Source organism: Mycolicibacterium helvum (genome assembly GCF_010731895.1).
In the GTDB taxonomy this organism is placed as follows: Bacteria; Actinomycetota; Actinomycetes; order Mycobacteriales; family Mycobacteriaceae; genus Mycobacterium; species Mycobacterium helvum.
In genome coordinates this window covers 2,083,788-2,100,435 of record NZ_AP022596.1, presented here as the reverse complement: position 1 = coordinate 2,100,435, position 16,648 = coordinate 2,083,788, and the positions used below count along the sequence as shown (strand labels likewise).

Annotated in this window: 16 protein-coding genes; 8 read left to right on the top strand and 8 right to left on the bottom strand. The window is 67.4% G+C overall.

Features of this window, described 5'->3' with window-relative positions; translation table 11 throughout:
* Nucleotides 1–11: 11 nt before the first annotated feature.
* Together G6N38_RS09670 and G6N38_RS09665 are read left to right on the top strand one after the other, a co-directional pair.
* Nucleotides 12–1,028 carry a L,D-transpeptidase gene (locus G6N38_RS09670; protein ID WP_163747328.1) on the top strand — a complete coding sequence of 339 codons (1,017 nt, stop codon included), beginning with the start codon at nucleotides 12–14 and terminating at the stop codon, nucleotides 1,026–1,028.
* 91 nt (nucleotides 1,029–1,119) lie between these two features.
* The gene (locus G6N38_RS09665) at nucleotides 1,120–2,568 is read left to right on the top strand and encodes an alpha/beta hydrolase (RefSeq protein ID WP_179968500.1); all 1,449 of its coding nucleotides are present in this window, start codon (nucleotides 1,120–1,122) and stop codon (nucleotides 2,566–2,568) included.
* On the opposite strand, the gene G6N38_RS09660 is transcribed toward G6N38_RS09665, so the two are convergent.
* From G6N38_RS09660 to G6N38_RS09650, 3 genes are all read right to left on the bottom strand, one after another.
* On the bottom strand, nucleotides 2,534–3,748 hold the full coding sequence (locus G6N38_RS09660) for an MFS transporter (RefSeq protein WP_163747327.1): 1,215 nt from the start codon (nucleotides 3,746–3,748) through the stop codon (nucleotides 2,534–2,536). The genes G6N38_RS09665 and G6N38_RS09660 overlap by 35 nt on opposite strands.
* A 102-nt stretch (nucleotides 3,749–3,850) precedes the next feature.
* Nucleotides 3,851–4,366 carry a nitroreductase family protein gene (locus G6N38_RS09655; RefSeq protein ID WP_163747326.1) on the bottom strand — a complete coding sequence of 172 codons (516 nt, stop codon included), beginning with the start codon at nucleotides 4,364–4,366 and terminating at the stop codon, nucleotides 3,851–3,853.
* A 5-nt stretch (nucleotides 4,367–4,371) separates the two neighbouring features.
* The gene (locus G6N38_RS09650; RefSeq protein WP_163747325.1) at nucleotides 4,372–6,384 is read right to left on the bottom strand and encodes a M13 family metallopeptidase; all 2,013 of its coding nucleotides are present in this window, start codon (nucleotides 6,382–6,384) and stop codon (nucleotides 4,372–4,374) included.
* 67 nt (nucleotides 6,385–6,451) lie between these two features.
* On the opposite strand from G6N38_RS09650, the gene G6N38_RS09645 reads away from it, so the two are divergent.
* Nucleotides 6,452–7,060 (top strand): hypothetical protein, encoded by a 609-nt coding sequence (locus tag G6N38_RS09645; RefSeq protein ID WP_163747324.1) that lies wholly within the window; start codon nucleotides 6,452–6,454, stop codon nucleotides 7,058–7,060.
* Nucleotides 7,057–7,746, top strand: coding sequence for a hypothetical protein (locus tag G6N38_RS09640; RefSeq protein WP_163747323.1), 690 nt, complete (start codon nucleotides 7,057–7,059; stop codon nucleotides 7,744–7,746). The genes G6N38_RS09645 and G6N38_RS09640 overlap by 4 nt, the downstream gene beginning before the upstream one ends.
* Here the strand turns inward: G6N38_RS09640 and G6N38_RS09635 are convergent.
* The 3 genes from G6N38_RS09635 to G6N38_RS09625 are packed head-to-tail and all read right to left on the bottom strand — an operon-like array spanning nucleotide 7,733 to nucleotide 11,603.
* Entirely contained in the window at nucleotides 7,733–8,170 is a 438-nt protein-coding gene (locus G6N38_RS09635; protein ID WP_246227833.1) for a CoA-binding protein, read from the bottom strand. The genes G6N38_RS09640 and G6N38_RS09635 overlap by 14 nt on opposite strands.
* A 5-nt stretch (nucleotides 8,171–8,175) precedes the next feature.
* On the bottom strand, nucleotides 8,176–8,670 hold the full coding sequence (locus G6N38_RS09630; RefSeq protein WP_163747322.1) for an XRE family transcriptional regulator: 495 nt from the start codon (nucleotides 8,668–8,670) through the stop codon (nucleotides 8,176–8,178).
* A complete protein-coding gene (locus tag G6N38_RS09625) occupies nucleotides 8,667–11,603 on the bottom strand; it encodes an MMPL family transporter (protein WP_163747321.1) in 2,937 nt (978 codons plus the stop codon). The genes G6N38_RS09630 and G6N38_RS09625 overlap by 4 nt, the downstream gene beginning before the upstream one ends.
* A 268-nt stretch (nucleotides 11,604–11,871) precedes the next feature.
* Here G6N38_RS09625 and G6N38_RS09620 point away from each other — a divergent pair, with 268 nt between their 5' ends.
* The 4 genes from G6N38_RS09620 (at nucleotide 11,872) to G6N38_RS09605 (ending at nucleotide 15,004) form a co-directional block, all read left to right on the top strand.
* Nucleotides 11,872–12,408, top strand: coding sequence for a hemophore (locus G6N38_RS09620; protein ID WP_163747320.1), 537 nt, complete (start codon nucleotides 11,872–11,874; stop codon nucleotides 12,406–12,408).
* A 164-nt stretch (nucleotides 12,409–12,572) separates the two neighbouring features.
* A complete protein-coding gene (locus G6N38_RS09615; RefSeq protein WP_163747319.1) occupies nucleotides 12,573–12,941 on the top strand; it encodes a heme-binding protein in 369 nt (122 codons plus the stop codon).
* A gap of 57 nt (nucleotides 12,942–12,998) precedes the next feature.
* On the top strand, nucleotides 12,999–13,667 hold the full coding sequence (locus tag G6N38_RS09610; protein WP_170314208.1) for a response regulator transcription factor: 669 nt from the start codon (nucleotides 12,999–13,001) through the stop codon (nucleotides 13,665–13,667).
* Nucleotides 13,664–15,004 (top strand): HAMP domain-containing sensor histidine kinase, encoded by a 1,341-nt coding sequence (locus G6N38_RS09605; RefSeq protein WP_246227830.1) that lies wholly within the window; start codon nucleotides 13,664–13,666, stop codon nucleotides 15,002–15,004. The genes G6N38_RS09610 and G6N38_RS09605 overlap by 4 nt, the downstream gene beginning before the upstream one ends.
* Here the strand turns inward: G6N38_RS09605 and G6N38_RS09600 are convergent.
* Nucleotides 15,001–15,378, bottom strand: a complete 378-nt coding sequence (locus G6N38_RS09600) for a DUF3054 domain-containing protein (RefSeq protein ID WP_163747317.1) — start codon at nucleotides 15,376–15,378, stop codon at nucleotides 15,001–15,003. The genes G6N38_RS09605 and G6N38_RS09600 overlap by 4 nt on opposite strands.
* A gap of 23 nt (nucleotides 15,379–15,401) precedes the next feature.
* A complete protein-coding gene (locus tag G6N38_RS09595; RefSeq protein ID WP_163747316.1) occupies nucleotides 15,402–16,580 on the bottom strand; it encodes a lysylphosphatidylglycerol synthase transmembrane domain-containing protein in 1,179 nt (392 codons plus the stop codon).
* Nucleotides 16,581–16,648 lie beyond the last annotated feature (68 nt).

Genomic DNA, 16,648 nt, shown 5'->3' with positions numbered 1-16,648 from the left:
GAGTTTTGGTTATGACGCTGCGGGTGAGGGGGGCGATCGCCGCCACGTTATGCGTGGTCGGAGTGGCCGCCGGAATCAGTCTCGGCAGCGGGTCGGCGCTGGCCGATCCGGACCTTGCCCCCGCCGATCCCGGCGTCGTGGACGTGCCGCCGGCGCAGTTGCCACCGCCCGCGGCGGACCCGGCAGGTGACCCGGCGGTGCCGCCGCCCGCCGATCCGTCAGCCCCGCCGCCGGCCGATCCCATGGCCGCGCAACAGGCGGCCGCAGCGGCTGCGGGTCCGGTCAAGGGACAGAACCCGACGCCGTACACCGGTGACCCGGTATTCGCCCCGCCGTCATTCAATCCGGTCAACGGGGCGATGGTCGGGGTGGCCAAGCCAATCATCATCAACTTCGCTCGCCCGATCGCCAACCGCCCGTTGGCGGAGCAGGCGATTCACATCTCGTCGGTGCCGCCCGTTCCTGGCGCGTTCTACTGGTTGACCGATACCCAGGTGCGGTGGCGGCCCTACAGCTTCTGGCCCGCCGGCACCGTCGTCAACATCGACGCCAGCGGCGCCAAGTCAAGCTTCCGCGTCGGAGACGCCTTGGTGGCCACCGCCGACAACGCTACCCACCAGATGACGATCACCCGTAATGGCAAGCTGGAGCAGACCTTCCCGATGTCGATGGGTAAGCCGGGTCACGACACCCCGAACGGCACCTACTACGTGCTGGAGAAGTTCCCCGACATCATCATGGACTCGGCCACCTACGGCGTCCCCAACACATCGCCGGACGGGTACAAGGTTCACGTCAAACTCGCTGTGCGGATCGATAACCAAGGCAACTTCGTGCACAGCGCGCCGTGGTCGGTGGGAGACCAGGGCAAGCGCAATGTGAGTCATGGCTGCATCAACCTCAGCCAGGCGAATGCGCAATGGTTCTACGACAACTTCGGTAGCGGTGACCCGATCATCGTGAAGAACTCCGTCGGCACGTACAACAAGCCCGACGGCGCCGACGACTGGCAGTGGCAGCTGTCCTAGCGCCGGGTCACCGGGCCAGGTATTGAACAAAGGTAAGCGCCGGTCGGAGGCTCAAAGGTTAAGCACAGCAACGGCCCCCACAATGGGGTACGTGCCGCCAACCCCGTCGCCTGCACCGTCGCCGGCTGAACCGACACCCCTGCCGCAGCTGCCCGCCACCGATGTCCACCAATACGCGCATGGAGTTTCGCTGCTCGGCGGCTGGCTGCCGCTGACCATCGAGATCGTCGCCGTCGTCACTGTGATCGTCGCCATCGGATGGCGGCGGACCCGGCGCTGGTGGATGGTGTGGCTGCCGGTCTGCGTCGTGATCGGCGTGCTCGGCGCACTCGCTGCGCGCACCTACGTCAACTCCGAAGGCCTGGCATCGGATCCGGCGCCCTTCTATTTGTGGGTGTGGACCGGGATTTTCGTGGCCGGGGTCGCGGTGGCGGTGCTGGGCTGGCGCGGGAATTTTTGGTGGCGAAGAGGTGTCGCGCTGCTGGCGATTCCTTTGACGCTGTTGACGGCGCTGCTGGCGCTCAACAAGTGGGTCGGCTACTACCCGAGCGTGCAGGCCGCGTGGGGGGCACTGACGGCCGGCCCGCTACCGAACCAGATCGATGCTGCCGACCTGCCCGGCCTGCGGAACACGGTGCAGACCACCGGAAAGCTGGTTGAAGTCGACATCGGTTCGGATGCAAGCGGATTCAAGCACCGCAGTGAATACGTCTACCTGCCGCCGGCCTGGTTCGCCGGCCCCACTCCGCCGCGGCTTCCTGTCATCATGATGGTCGCCGGCGAGTTCAACACCCCAGCGGACTGGATGCGCAGCGGCAATGTGATGCCCATCATCGACGGCTACGCGCAGAGCCACGGCGGCCAGGCGCCGATCTTCGTCTTCGTCGATTCCGGCGGCAGCTTCAACAACGACACCGAATGCGTCAACGGTCCCCGCGGCGACTCCGCCGACCACCTCACCAAGGACGTCCGCCCCTATGTCGTGGACCATTTCGGCGCGTCCGACCAAGCTGTCAACTGGGCAGTCGTCGGCTGGTCGATGGGCGGCACCTGCGCTATCGACCTGACCGTGATGCATCCCGAACTGTTCAGCACCTTCGAGGACATCGCCGGCGATCACGGGCCGACGGCAGGGAGCAAGGACCAAACGATCAGCCGGCTCTACGGCGGCGACGCCGCGGCCTGGGATCAGTTCGACCCGCGCACGGTGATGCTCAAGCACGGGCCGTATGAAGGCGTCTCCGGCTGGTTCGAGGACACCGTCAAACCCGCCAATGCCGCATCGCCCTACGGCAGCGGGCACCGGCCGCAATCCGATGCGCCGTTGGGTTTTGGCGGGCACGACGAGTTCCGTGACTCCGACGAGGCCGGCGCGGCCGACGATCTGTGCGCGACCGCCCAGACCGTGGGCATCTCCTGCGCGGTGCATCGGATCATCAGCTTTCACACCTGGCAGTTCGCCGAACGGGCGTTCTCCGATGCGCTGCCGTGGCTGGCTGCCCAGATCAAGACGCCTGGCGCGACGGACTCACCCGCCTGAGGCCGGCCGCCGCCGCAGCCAGGCAGGCCAGCGCGACGATCGCGGCGAACCACGGGAACACCTGCGCCAGCGGCCACCGGGTGGCGGCCCAGCCCGCCGCGATCGTGGGCAGTGCCATCGCGGTGTAGGCCAAGAGATAGAACGCCGACATCGTCTCGCCGCGCCGGTCGGCGGGCACCACATCGGACAGGTGACGCAGCGAGCCGCCGAAGCCGAGCCCGAACGTCGCACCGAGTAGTGCGGCCGCGGCGAACACCAACGGCCAGCGGTGGGTGAGTAGCACCGGCACGGTCAGCAGCAGCGCCGCAGCCATGCCGATGTCGCCGATCACCGCCGAGCGCCGGGCCGGCACCCGAGTGGCCACCAATTGCGCCATCGCCGCCGAGAACGCCGTCACCCCGACCACCCCGCCGCCGAACACCAGGTTGTGCACATGGGTCTGCTCGGCGGCCAGCGACGGATACAGGCTCAACAGCACGCCCAGCACCGACCACGACGCCATCGCGCCCAGCGCCGCGAACCAGAAGTCGTCACGAATCTCCTGCGGCACCGCCGGTTTACTGATCCGAATGCGGCCGCCGGTCCGACCGGAATGAGTTTCCCGCAGGGCCACCACACCGATGCCCACGACGGCGCACACCACCGCGACCACCGCGTACGGGGTGCGCAGCGGGTGGGCGACGTACTGGGCCAGCACCGAGGAACCGACGATCGCGACGGTCATACCGATGTTGAAGCTCACACCGCTGAGCTGACCGGTGCGCACACCGTGGTTCGGCCGCAAATCCAGAAGCGCGGCCGCGGCCGCAACCACGATCGAGCCGACGGCGGCGCCGTGGATGGTGCGGGCCAGTAGCAGCATCTCGATGCTGTCGGCGATCAGAAAGATGCCCAAACCGACGATCAGCGCGATCAGTGCGCCCAGGAGCACGGGCTTGCGGCCCACGACGTCGGAAATCCGGCCGGACACCAACACGGCCACCAGTGCGGCGAATGCGTACACCGCGAAGACGACGGTGGTGGCCAGCGGGGTGAGGTGCCAGTTGGATTCGTAGATGCCGTAGAGCGGCGCGGGCAGACCGGATACCCCCAGCGCGACCCCACTGAGCACAAGTAGCAGTGGGTACGCCCAGCGCTGAACGGCGACCTCACTGTGCTGGCCCTCGTCGAGGCACGCCATGAACGACTCTCCGTACGTTTGATGGTTGGCAACTCGTCCGAGCGGACACAACCATGGTTGAGCCGGCGGCATTCCTGCCGGAACGCCGCCCCGCCCGTTGGCCTACCAGCTTCCGCGGTGGACCACGTCGTCGAACGGGCGCCGGCTCGGCTTTTTGATCGGCGAGAGCGGACGATCAGCGGGATAGCCCAGCCCAAGCAGATAGGCCACGAGGTGGTCGCCGGGAACACCGAGGATCGCCCGCGCCTTGTCCTGATCGCCGACTGCCGAGTGGCCGGTGCCGATGCCCAGCTCGGTGGCCGCGATCGCCATTGCCATCGTGGCCTGGCCCAGGTCGTACTGGTCAAGGAGCTTGGTGCGCTCGTCAGCCGGCTCGGGAATCACCAGGGCGATCGCGGCCTGCGCTGCGGCGATGTGACCGGCTCCCATCCACACCGTTGAAAGCTCTTGCAGTACCGCGTGATCGGTGACGATCACAAAATCCCAGTGCTGGTTGTTACGCGCCGACGGGGAACGCCAACCCGCCTCGAGGATTCGGTCGATATCAGCCTCGGGGATCGGTGCAGTGGTGTAGCTGCGCACGTTGCGTCGTGCCCGGATGGCGTCCAAGGCGTCCATGGTCGTCAGCTCCAGATCCGGACGCGTCGCTCGGGCTCCAGGTACAGCTCGTCGTCGGCGCTGACCTCGAACGCGTCGTAGAAGGCGTCCATGTTGCGGATGACGCCGTTGCAGCGAAACTCCGGCGGCGAGTGCGGATCAGTTGCCAGGCGCCGAATAGCCTCGGCCTCACGGGATTTGGTGCGCCACACCTGGGCCCACCCGAAGAAAACACGCTGCTGGCCGGTCAGCCCGTCGATCACCGGGGCTTGTGTGCCGCCCAGCGACAGCTCGTAGGCGAGCAGTGCGATGGACAGCCCACCCAGGTCGCCGATGTTCTCGCCGACGGTGAACGCGCCGTTGACGTGATGGGACGGCTCGAGCCCGCGTGGTACGTACGCCTCGTACTGCTCGATGAGCTGCCCCGTGCGCGTGCCGAACTCGGCGCGGTCCTCGTCGGTCCACCAGTCGACGAGGTTTCCGTCACCGTCGTACTTGGCGCCCTGGTCGTCGAACCCGTGCCCGATTTCGTGACCGATGACCGCGCCGATGCCGCCGTAGTTCGCCGCGTCGTCGGCCTCGGCGTCGAAGAACGGCGGCTGCAGGATCGCGGCAGGAAACACGATCTCGTTCATGCCGGGGTTGTAGTACGCGTTGACCGTCTGTGGTGTCATGAACCACTCATCCCGGTCGACCGGCCCGCCCAGCTTGGCCAGCTCCCGGTCGTGGGAAACTTCGGCGCCACGAATAGCATTGCCGTACAGATCATTTCGATCGATCACCAGCGTGGAGTAGTCCCGCCATTTGGCCGGGTAGCCGATCTTGGCGGTGAACTTGTCCAGCTTTGCCAATGCGCGCTGGCGGGTGGCCGGCGTCATCCATTCCAGATCGTTGATGCTGACCCGGTAGGCCTCGCGCAGATTGTCGACGAGAATGTCCATGCGCGCCTTGGCGTCCGGCGGGAAGTGCCGCTCGACATACAGCCGCCCGACCGCGTCGCCCATCAGACTCTCCACCAGCGAGACTGCCCGCTTCCAGCGGTCGCGGATCTCCTCGGTGCCCGACAGGGTGCGACCGTAGAAGTCAAAATTCGCTTGTACCACCGCATCAGTCAGGTAGGCGGTCCTGGCGTTGATCAGCCGCCAGCGAGCCCAATCCTGCCAGTCGGCGAAGTCGTGGCTCGACCACAGTTCGGCGAAGGCCGTAAGGTAATCCGGCTGGCGCACAACCAGTTCGGCAACCACATCCGGGGTTGTGCCCTGTGCGATGATCCAGCCCGCCCAGTCGAAGCCGGGCGCCTCGGTCGACAGATCGGCGAACGCACGCAGGTTGTAGGTCAGGTCGGCATCGCGCCGCTTGACGACATCCCAATGCGCCGCGGCGAGTTTGGTCTCCAGCGCCACGATGCGCGCGGCGCGCTCGGCATGGTCATCGGCCGTGCCGCCCAACACGAGGGCGAACATCGCCGCGATGTGTGCAGGGTAGGCGGCCAGGATCGCGGCGTGCTGCTCGTCGCGGTAGTACGACTCGTCGGGTAGGCCCAGCCCCGACTGCGTGGCGTGCACGAGGTAGCGCGACGAGTCCTTCGAATCGGTGTCGATGTAGAGCCCGACGCCACCGCCCACGCCGGAGCGCTGCAGCGCACCGATCACCGCGGCCAGCGCCGCCGGATCGGCCGCGGCGTCGATGCCCGCCAGCTCGTCGAGGAGTGGCTGCACACCGCGGCGCTCCACGGCGTCGGAGTCCAGGAAGCTGGCATACAGGTCGCCGATGCGCTGCGCATCCGTGCTTGCGTCATTCCCCGAGCCGCTGTGCTCCTGCCCGCCGGACTCGCCGGCCGCCGCAGTGATGAGCTCGCGGACCTGCTCCTCGGCCCGGTCGTACAGCGTGCGAAACGCGCCGTCGGTGGCGCGGTCACCGGGGATGGTGTATTCGGTCAGCCAGCGTCCGTTGACGTGGCCGAACAGGTCATCTTGGGGGCGAACCTCGGCCTCGACATGGGACAGGTCGATACCCGAGCGCAGTGCTTCTACCGTCACCCAACCATCCTTACCAGAGGTCAGACCGCGACGTCTGGCCCCAGCGCGGCCCGGTAGCCTCCCACCCATGCCCGAGGCCGAACAGACGGCGCCGTCTGCCCAGGACCAGGATGAGGCTCCCCACGGGGTGTTCTCCGGCTACGGCGTCGCCTCGGCCGTCCTTGGCGTGGTGGCCGTCATCGGGATCGTGCTGGGCATGTTGATCTGGTCGGGACATCGCAACGCCACCGACGAGCGCGCCTATCAGACCCGGGTGATGTCCGCGGCCGCGGACTGGACCGGGGTGCTGATCAACATGAACGTCGACAATGTCGACGCCAGCCTGCAGAAACTGCATGACGGCACCGTCGGCCAGCTCAACTCCGACTTCGAAGCCGCCATTACGCCCTACCGCGAGGTGGTCCGGACGCTGAAGGCACGCACCACCGGACAGATCGACTCGGTGTCCTTTGAACTGGTTCACCACGATCTCGACATGCAGTCGGGTCAGCGCCCGGCCGCACCTGCGACGCTGCCACCGGAACTGGCCCAGCGCACCGACACCGTGCTCGTCATCGCCACCTCGGTCAGCGAGAACGCCGGCGACAAGCCGGCCACCGTGCGCTGGAAGCTGCGCCTCGGGGTCTCCGACGTGGACGGCAAACTGATGATCTCGCGGCTGGAGTCGTTGCGATGAGAAACCTGGCCCGCGTGCTGGGCTTCGACGTCGCCGCTCCCGCAGTCGCCATCGGGGCACTGCTGGCCATCGGTGTGGTGCTCAGCTGGCCGCTGTGGTGGGTGTCGGTGTGCTCGGTACTGTGCCTGCTGATCGTCCAAGGCATCATCGTCAATTTCGTGCTGTACCGGCGTGATTCGGTGACCGTGGGCACCGACGACGAAGGCCCCGGCCTGCGGCTGGCGGTCGTCGGACTGGCCACCGTCGCCGTGGTGGCCGCGGTGGCTGTCGGTTACACCCGGTGGACACAGCCCGACCAGGAATTCACCCGCGACTCCGCGGAAGTGGTGCGCATCGCCACCGCCGTCGCCGAGGCCACCGCCACCTTCAGCCCGGCCGACCCCACCTCGTCGATCGACCGGGCCGCATCCTTCATGGCACCCGAGCGGGCCGACGCGTTCAAAGGTGAATTTGGTAAGGCCACTTCAGATTTGGCCAAGAAGAACATCTCCGCCTCGGCGCAGACCATCTCGGCGGGCCTGGAGGCATTGGGCCCCGCGGCGGCCAGCGTCGCGGTGGTGATGCGGGGAACCCAGAGCCAGCCGGGTCAGCAGCCGAGCATCGCCGCGCTGGCATTACGCGTCGGGCTGGCCAAGCAGGACAGCCGGTGGGTAGTCCTGGACATCGCGCCGATCAACGCCCGATGAGCCGGGCGTAGTCGACCTTCAAGCACCGATCCATCACGACGTGCAAGCCGGCGGCCTGCGCCGCTGCACCGACCTCCTCGTGCCGCAAACCCTGTTGCAGCCACAGGTATTTGGGGCGCGGGTTCAGGGCGAGGGTTTCGGCCAGCACCGCGGGTAGGTCGTCATACCGGCGGAACACGTCGACCATGTCGGGCACGATAGGCAGGTCGGCCAGCGACGGGTAGACCGGTTGTCCGTCGATGTCGCTGATCTTCGGGTTCACCGGGTACAGCTCGAAGTGGCTGAACTTGGCCAGGTATTGGTACACCTCATTGCTGGGGCGGGCCGGATTGTCGGACGCGCCGACCACCGCTACGGTGCGGGTCTCACGCAAAATCTGTTCTAGCTCAGCCGAATCCTGGCCCATCGCGAAGGACACCGCCATCGGCGCTATTCGCCGCCGGAGGCGCGTTGGGCACGCATCTTGGCGAACCGGTCGGACAGCCTGCGCATCCGGATCATCAGCGAGGCCGGCGGGCTGACCGCGCCGTCGAGGTAGGTAGCCAGATCCGTCTGGGCCACCCCGATCCGGGAGGCGAACTCCTGCACCGCCAGACCGGACCGGTCGAGCAGCAACCGTACATGGCGGGCCGCCTCGGCACGCTCGTTGGCTTCCAGGTGGCTGCGCGCCCGGATCAATACCTCGGACAGCGCTTTGGAGATGCCGTAGGGCTGCGAGTGCTCCAGCACTTCCTCGACCTGTCGGGCGGTGCGGCCGTAGGGATCACGTTTGATAGCGACCACGATGCGCTGCCAGACGGTGATGTCACCGGTTTCCAGCGCGTCCCGAATCAAGGCCGTCGGCCAGAACTCGACGGGGCGGCCGTCGGCGAAGGTCTGCGTGGACGGTGCGGGTATGGCCTCGCGATCCGCTGCCACCGTCACCTCGCCTCCTCCAGGATCGCCACCGCCACCGCGAGGCAACGCTGCCTGATCCGCTCCCATTCGGCTGCCCCGTCCGGACCAGCCCACCGGTCGTCGTCGACGACGTCGGACGGGTTGGGATCGGCGAGCCGACGTACCAGCTGGGTTGTCACCCATTGTCGCTTAGATTGTCCAGAACAGTAATACCGGTCCATGCCGCCGAGTACCACCGCGGCGGCCTCGGTGTCCATCACCTGAACGAGGTCGGCAAATTCGGCGAAGTCCGACCGGCTGTTGCGGCACATGACCAGGTAGGCCTGCATCCGCAGCGTCTCAGCGCAGGTCGGGATCTGTAGCCGGTCGCCAGTGGGTAACTGGACGTTGGTGGTCTCCACCGGGCTGAGCCGTTCGACCGCCGGGTGCTCGGTGTCGGCGCCGGTTTCCAGGGCGTCCAGCGCGATGGTGAGGCGTCCGCGCCACATCGTGACCGGGTGCACCGGCCGGGGCGCCCCCATCCTGCCGTTGCGGTAACCCCTGATCAATTTGACCGTCGCGGTGTTACCCGCGCCGACGCGGATCGGTTGCGCCCTGGCGTCGTCGCTGCCTTTGACCTTGCCGGCGAGCTCGTTGCAGCCGCTGAACGCCAGCGGGTCGGCCACGCTGACGGCGTCCGGTGCCAGGTTCTTCAGCCGAGCCGCACCCTTGACCACCATCCGCAGATCCGCGCTCGGCGGCACCAGCGCGGAGATGTCGTCAGGGATGACGACAAGGTCGCCGAGGTCGACCTTGGGCAGCGGCTTCTCGAAGTCCACTGACGGCAGGATGCGGGCCAACCATGCGGGCAGCCACCAGTTCCACTGGTCGAACATCGCCATCAGCGCCGGCACCAGGACCAGCCGAACGATGGTGGCGTCCACGGCGATCGCCACCGCGCACGCCACGCCCAGCTCGGCGACCAGCGGCATGCCTGCGAACGCGAACCCGGTGAACACCGCGATCATGATCAGCGCCGCGCTGGTGATGGTGCGCGCACTGGTGGACACCCCGTAGGCGACGGCGTCTCGGGTGTCGCCGGCCTGCAGGTAGCGCTCCCGGATCCGGGTGAGCAGGAAGATCTCGTAGTCCATCGACAGGCCGAACGTCATCGCCAGCACCAGCGGCGGGATGGTGCTGTCGATCGACGTGATCTTCTCGAATCCCAGCCCTTCCAGCCAGCCCCACTGGAAGACCATCACCAGGCTGCCGTAGGCGGCCGCGACGGACAGCACCGTCATCAGCACGCCCTTGAACGCCAAAAACACCGACCGCACCGAGATCAGCAGCATCACGAACGCGATGAGCGCGACGAACACGAACACCAGCGGCTGGGTCTGCGACACCCGGTCGTCGAAGTCCTTGATCAGCGCGGTGGGACCACCGACGTCCACCTGTGCGCCGCCCGCCGCCGGTAGTGCGCGCAGGTGCGCGCGCATCCAGTCGATGGAGTTACGTGCGCCGATGTCCTCGGGGTCCACCGACAGCACCGCCGAGAGCAAGGCGCTGTCGTTGTTGTCGGCGAACGACGGCGGGGAGACCGAGACGACGTCGGGGGCTTCCGCCATCTCGGCGCTGATCGCCTCGAGCGCGGAGGCGTTCTTGGCTTCAGATGCGCCGCCGCCCGGGAAGGTGACCAGCACCCGCACCGGACCCAGCGCGCCCGGGCCCAGTGCCTCAGCTGCCGCGGCCACCCCGCCGCGTATCTCGTGGGAGGACTTGAACTGGCGCTGCATGCTGTTGCCCAGCACCATCGAGAACGCCGGTGCGGCCATCAATAACAGGACCAGCGTCGCCGCCATCGCCGACAGCCACGGTCTGCGCATGACCTCGCTGACCCAGCGGGTCCAGAACCGTGACTGCGTCGCTTCCGCGCGCCGGGACCATTGCAACAGCGGTGAGCGTTTGGCCACCGATCGCCCGAAGGTGGCCAGCACGGCGGGAGTCAGCGTGGTCGACGTCAGGACCGCGATGGCCACCGCCAGGATCGCGCCGGTGGCCATCGAGCGCAGCACGGGTGTGTTGATCAGGTAGATGCCGGTCAGCGAGGCGATCACGGTCAGACCCGACAACAGCACTGCCAGGCCCGAGGTGGCCATCGCCGCGTCAGCCGCCTGTTGTGGATCGCGTCCGGCGCGCAGCTCTTCTCGGAAGCGCATCAGGATGAACAGCGAATAGTCGACAGCCAGTGCGATACCGAACATCGATACCGTCGACGTCACGAACACCGACATGGTGGTGATGGTGGACAACAGATAGACCACGCCCATCGTCACCACGACTGTGCACAGCGCGAGGGCCAGTGGCACCGCAGCAGCGGCCAGGGAGCCGAACACCGCGAGCAAAACAATCAAGACGATCGGAAGGTTCCAGCGCTCGGCCTCGGCGATGTCGTGCTTGGTGCTGGTCTGGGCGGCGGCGCCGAGTGCGCCCTGGCCGATGACGTAGAGCTTCACCCGGCCGTCCCGGATCTGGCCGGGCTGGTCACCGGTGACGCCGACCTTCTGGCGCAGCTGGCGCGCGACGTCGACGGCGCCGGTGTTGTGGAAGTCCAGCCGCAGCGACACCACGTAAGGCTTGTCCGGGGCGGGCGCGGGCTGGGCGGGGTTGGGCACCACGACGACGCTCGGGGTTTGCTTTGCCGCTTGCTCCAACTGGGCGACGGCGGCGTTCATATCGTCGTAGCTGGCGTCGGCGCGGGGCGCAGCGACGAGGGCAAGCGGGGAGGCGCCCTGCTCGGGGAAGTGGTCCTCCAGTTGGTACTGGACGTGCAGGGACTGGGAGCCGGCCACGTCGAAGCCACCACCGGTCAGGTGGTTGGACTCAGTGAGGGCCAGATAGACGGATGGCACGAGGGCCAGCAACCAGCACAAGAACACCAGCCAGCGGAATCTGCGCAGGTTGCTGCTGAGGCGCATCATGAACTGCTGGATGTTTATCTCCCCGCATTCTCCCCGGGCTGCGTGGCTGCGAGCGTACCTCAGGTAGCTGTGCGTTGACCTGGCGTGAGCGGCGGTCTTAGCTGGATTGAGACCTGCTGATGGGGTTCTCGTTACCGACGCTGAAGTGGCAGCGAAGTCGCCGTCGATGGCAGGATGTGCTCCGAAAGGTGTTACCGGGTCGGGGAACGTGGCCGGGTCGCAGCGTTGCTGCGGCGCGGTGTGTCGTCAGCGAACCCGAGGAGTCCCGATGTCTGCGTCCGCCCTCTCGACGACCGCGGCGCTACGCCGCGGCCTGTGTGCGGTGCTGGCCGCAACGGCGGCCGGAGGTGCGGCCGCGCTCGTGCTGCCGACGTCCGCGGCGACTGCCGCCACGGATCCCTGCGCGGCCAGCTCGATCGCCAAGACCGTCGGCACCGTCGCCACCAACACCGGGACCTACCTGGACAGCCACCCGCAGACCAACCAGGCGCTGACGACGATCTCCCGGCAGCAGGCGGGACCGCAGACCTTGGTGGCACTGAAGAGCTACTTCGACGCCAATCCCGATGCGGCCAAGGACCTGCAAGCCATCCAGCAGCCGCTGACAAGTGTGTCCACCCAATGCAAGTTGCCGGTGAGCCTGCCGCAGCTGCTCGGCCTGCTGCAGTCGGCTCCGGCCAGTGGGCTGCAGGCAACCGCGGCGGATGCGCTCGCCGGCGCGACGGCCGCCCACCAGGGTGCCGGTACCCAGGGTCCACTGGGGAGCGGGCCGCTGCCCGGGCCGGTCACCTTGAACAGTCGCTGACCGACGCGACGCCGATCCCGCAGAAGGGGTCCTGATCAGCGGGATCGGAACATTCTCACGATTGGTTAAGCTCAAGGCGCGAAAGTCTGCAGCAAGTCTGCTTAGCTTTCTCTGTCAGTAGCGGTTACTGGCATGGCTTCTCCCTACATTTAAGGAGTCCGAGCATGTTGGTTAATGCCCGTCTAGCCCGTCGCGCGGTCGTCGGAGTGATCGGGACGGGCGCTGTCGCCGGCGCGATCCTGGTTGGCGCCCCGTCCGCGCTGGCCGATCCGCCGCCGAACTGCACCGCCGCCGACCTTGCCGGAGTGGCCGCGGGTGTGTCCGCTGCGACCTCGGCGTACTTGTTCACTCACCCGGACGTCAACGCGTTCTTCACCGGTCTGGAAGGTGCGCCGCGCGACACCATCCGGTCTGAGGTGAAGCAGTACCTGGACTACAACCCCTCGGTGAAGGCCGACCTTCAGGGCATTCGCCAGCCCCTGGTCGACTTGAAGAACCGCTGCGGCAGTAGCCCCGACGTACCTGTCTCTTAACTCGCAGTGCGGGTAGGACAGCAGCCCGCGCAGGAGGGCGCCGGCCGCACCGTCCTGATGGTCGACGACGACCCGGACGTTCGGACCTCGGTCGCACGTGGTTTGCGGCATTCGGGGTTCGATGTCCGGGTCGCGGCGACTGGCAAGGAAGCGTTGCGGCTCTTGGCGAATGAGAATCACGACGCCTTGGTGCTCGACGTTCAGATGCCGGAGCTCGACGGTGTGGCGGTGGTGACCGCTCTGCGCGCCTTGGGTAACGACATCCCCATTTGTGTGCTTTCGGCGCGCGATACGGTCAACGATCGCATCGCCGGTCTGGAGGCCGGCGCCGACGATTATCTGACCAAGCCCTTCGACTTGGGTGAGTTGGTGGCGCGGCTACATGCTTTGCTGCGGCGCGCGGCCAGCTCGAACGAGGGCTCGGATGCGGTCACCATCGGACCGCTGACGATCGATACCGCCCGACGGCTGGTGTTCGTCAACGGCGATCGGGTGGAGCTGACCAAACGCGAGTTCGACCTGCTGGCGGTCCTGGCCGAAAACTCCGGTGTGGTGCTGTCCCGGCAGCGGCTCCTGGAGTTGGTGTGGGGCTACGACTTTGAGGTCGACACCAACGTCGCAGACGTGTTCATCAGCTACCTGCGCCGAAAGTTGGAACGCGAGGGTGTGCCACGGGTGATCCACACCGTGCGCGGAATCGGGTACGTGCTCCGGTCGGAGCCGTGACCCGGCCGGTGAATTGGGCGGGCCGCAGCCTTTCCCTGCGCGTCCGGGTTGCCCTGGCCGCCGCGCTGGCTGCCGCTCTGGTCGTCGCCCTGCTGGCGGCCCTGACGTCGATCGTTCTGGCCAACAACGACAATGCGCAACTGGATCGGCGCCTCGACTCGATCGTCGACGCCAGCATGTTTCCCGAGCAGCTGCGCGATCCCAGCCGGGTGCTGACCACCGGACGATCGCGGTCCACCGGTCAAGTCGTCTTCCAGCGCGGCTTCCAACTCCCGCCGCTGCCGCCGGGAACCGCGACGGTCACCGTCAACAGCGTTGATTACCGGGTGCGGACGGTGGCCGTCGAGCAGTCCGGCGGCATCCTGGTTTCGATCGGGATCCGCGCCGACAGCATTCTGCTGAGCCGTGCGCGGATCCCGCTGTACGTGTTCATCGTGTGCCTTGCTGTCCTGGTGGCCGCCGCCCTTGGCTGGATACTCGCCGGCCCGGCGATCCGGCCGTTGCTGCGGCTCACCGAACAGACCAGGCGCCTGGGCACGGGCAGTGACCGATTGGAGCCGGTACGCGGCGCCGCCGAAGCCGAGGACCTCTCCGAGGCGATGGTCGCGATGCTGCACCGGTTGGCCGATGCCCAAGCGGCGACCACGAATTCGCTACAGGCGGCTCAGGATTTCGCCGCCAACGCCGCCCACGAACTGCGCACCCCGCTGACGGCGATGCGGGCAGATCTGGACACCCTGCGCATCCACGACCTACCGGCCGAGGAGCGGGCCGAGGTGGTCGGCGATCTGTCCCGTGCGCAGCGTCGCGTCGAGGCGATCATCACCGCGCTCGGGCAGCTGGCGTCTGGGCAGCTGGCCCGCATCGAGGACCGCGAGCCGATTGACGTCGCCGAGATGCTCGACAGGGTGGCCCGGGAGAACGTCCGCTCGGGTGCGGTCGAGATCATCGTGGAGGCCGACGAGGCCGGCACAGTCTGGGGCTGGCCGGCCGGTTTGCGGCTGGCGGTGGACAATCTGGTTCGCAATGCGATCACCCACGGCGAGGCCACCCGTATCGTGCTGCGCGCTCACCGCCACGAGTGGCTGTTGGCGATCACTGTCGATGACAACGGCCGAGGATTGCCCGCAGAAGAACACCGAAAAGTGTTGGGGCGCTTTGCCCGTGGCAGTACAGCCACGGCGGGAGGATCAGGTCTGGGGCTAGCGCTGGTGGCTCAGCAGGCGGCGCTGCACGGCGGTGACATCCAGCTCTCCGACGGCCCGCTGGGCGGGTTGCGTGCGATCCTCACGGTGTCGACCTACCCCGAGCCCGTCATGCCGACCGGGCAGGCCTAACCATTGCGCTTGCGCACCAGCGCGGCGACCCCACGCCAACCCAACAGCAGCAGTGCGGTCACCACCGACGCAACGATGATGAAGCTGGTCGCAACTCCCTGAGAGCTGGCTTTGCGCAACACCATTCCGATGACGACGGTGGCCAGCCAGACAATGACACCGGTGGGGGCGACGGCGGTCGGGGCCCGCCAGCCGCGGGAGATCAACCAGCCGAGCGCCGTGCCGGACAGGAACGGCCATGCGGTCTCGGCGATTCCGGTGAGTGTCAGTCCTTCGGCGTGGCTGCGGCGACCGAGCGCACAGAACACCAGGACACAGACGATGTCGCCGGCCAGCGCCAGAACCACCGGCCGGGTATCGGTACGAACTGCCATGTGGGGATCCAAGCACAGGTACGTCAGTGCCGGGCGTCGTCCTGGGTGCCAAGGCCCGGTGGCGGTGGCAGGGGACCCTGAAGTGCGGTGTCGGCGGGATCCTCGGCTGCGGCGGCGCCGTCGTGCTCGGCCCTGGCTATCTCGTCGGCGACGGCATCGGGGTCCAGCGGCGCCTCGGTACGGAACATGACGAAGAACACCACCCAGCCGATCGCGGAGATGAAGATCCAGCTCACCAGGCGGTAGATCAGCATGGCCGAGATGGCGGCGGGCAGCGCCATCCCGCTGGACACCAGGCCGGGAACCAGCACGGCCTCCACCACCAGCAGGCCCCCGGGCATCAGCGGGATCGACCCGACCGCCCGGGCGGCAGCGTAGGCAACAGTCAGCCCGGCCAGCGATGGCTTTCCGCCGGCGGCGTAGGCGGCGAACGCCAGGCACGCCACATCGCAGACCCAGTTGAAGAATGACCAGCTGAACGCCACCCCCAGGGTCCGGCGGCCCAGGCTGACCGATTCGAGCTGGGCTAAGGTCTCTCGCCACTTGTGCAAGCCGGTGTCCGCGGGCTTGCCGCGCACGGAGTTGACCCACCCCAGCACCTTGACGCCGATGCCATCGATGAGTTCGGGACGGCTGGCCACCGCCTGGGCGAGCAGCAGCAGAGCGATGAACCCGCCAAGGGTGAACAGCAGCGAGAACGGATTGTTCTTGGCGCCCAACAGGAATGCGCCGCCGAGGCCGAGCAACGCCAGGCCGACGACCTGCAGCGCCCCCGACATCACCAGCTGCCAGGACGCGACCACCGGAGAGGCGCCCCAGAGTCGTTGCTGTCGGTAGACGAAGGTGGCCGAGAGCACCGGGCCGCCGGGCATCGTGGTGCTCAGCGCATTGCCGGCGTAGAACGCGGCCTCGGAGCGCCACTGGTGCACGATGACCCCGGCCGATCGCAGTAGCGTCCGCTGAATCTGGGCGAAGCTGTGCATCGACAGCATGGCCGCGGCGATGGCTGCCAGGACCCACCAGGCGTTTGCCGTGATCAGGCTCTTCCACGCTTTGGCCAGCTGATCCCACACCAGGGTGGCCTCGACGGCCAGCACGATCACGGCGACCCCGAGCACCGCCCAGCGGACCCACCAGTACTTCCCGCGCGCCGGGGGGTCGTGTTCCTCGCGGGCGGTGTTTACCGACGCGTCGTGGTACACGCAATTCAGCGTAACTGTGCAGGCCGGCATCGACAGTGTTCGGCACGGGATGTCCGCCCGTGCCAGTT

What these genes read in the sequence shown, in the direction of transcription:
- G6N38_RS09660 (WP_163747327.1), bottom strand. Translation starts at nt 3,748, where the DNA reads ATGGCGTGCCTCGACGAGGGCCAGCACAGTGAGGTCGCCGTTCAGCGC.
- G6N38_RS09640 (WP_163747323.1), top strand. Translation starts at nt 7,057, where the DNA reads ATGAGAAACCTGGCCCGCGTGCTGGGCTTCGACGTCGCCGCTCCCGCA.
- G6N38_RS09620 (WP_163747320.1), top strand. Translation starts at nt 11,872, where the DNA reads ATGTCTGCGTCCGCCCTCTCGACGACCGCGGCGCTACGCCGCGGCCTG.
- G6N38_RS09625 (WP_163747321.1), bottom strand. Translation starts at nt 11,603, where the DNA reads ATGATGCGCCTCAGCAGCAACCTGCGCAGATTCCGCTGGCTGGTGTTC.
- G6N38_RS09600 (WP_163747317.1), bottom strand. Translation starts at nt 15,378, where the DNA reads ATGGCAGTTCGTACCGATACCCGGCCGGTGGTTCTGGCGCTGGCCGGC.
- G6N38_RS09610 (WP_170314208.1), top strand. Translation starts at nt 12,999, where the DNA reads ATGGTCGACGACGACCCGGACGTTCGGACCTCGGTCGCACGTGGTTTG.
- G6N38_RS09645 (WP_163747324.1), top strand. Translation starts at nt 6,452, where the DNA reads ATGCCCGAGGCCGAACAGACGGCGCCGTCTGCCCAGGACCAGGATGAG.
- G6N38_RS09655 (WP_163747326.1), bottom strand. Translation starts at nt 4,366, where the DNA reads ATGGACGCCTTGGACGCCATCCGGGCACGACGCAACGTGCGCAGCTAC.
- G6N38_RS09615 (WP_163747319.1), top strand. Translation starts at nt 12,573, where the DNA reads ATGTTGGTTAATGCCCGTCTAGCCCGTCGCGCGGTCGTCGGAGTGATC.
- G6N38_RS09635 (WP_246227833.1), bottom strand. Translation starts at nt 8,170, where the DNA reads ATGGCGGTGTCCTTCGCGATGGGCCAGGATTCGGCTGAGCTAGAACAG.
- G6N38_RS09670 (WP_163747328.1), top strand. Translation starts at nt 12, where the DNA reads ATGACGCTGCGGGTGAGGGGGGCGATCGCCGCCACGTTATGCGTGGTC.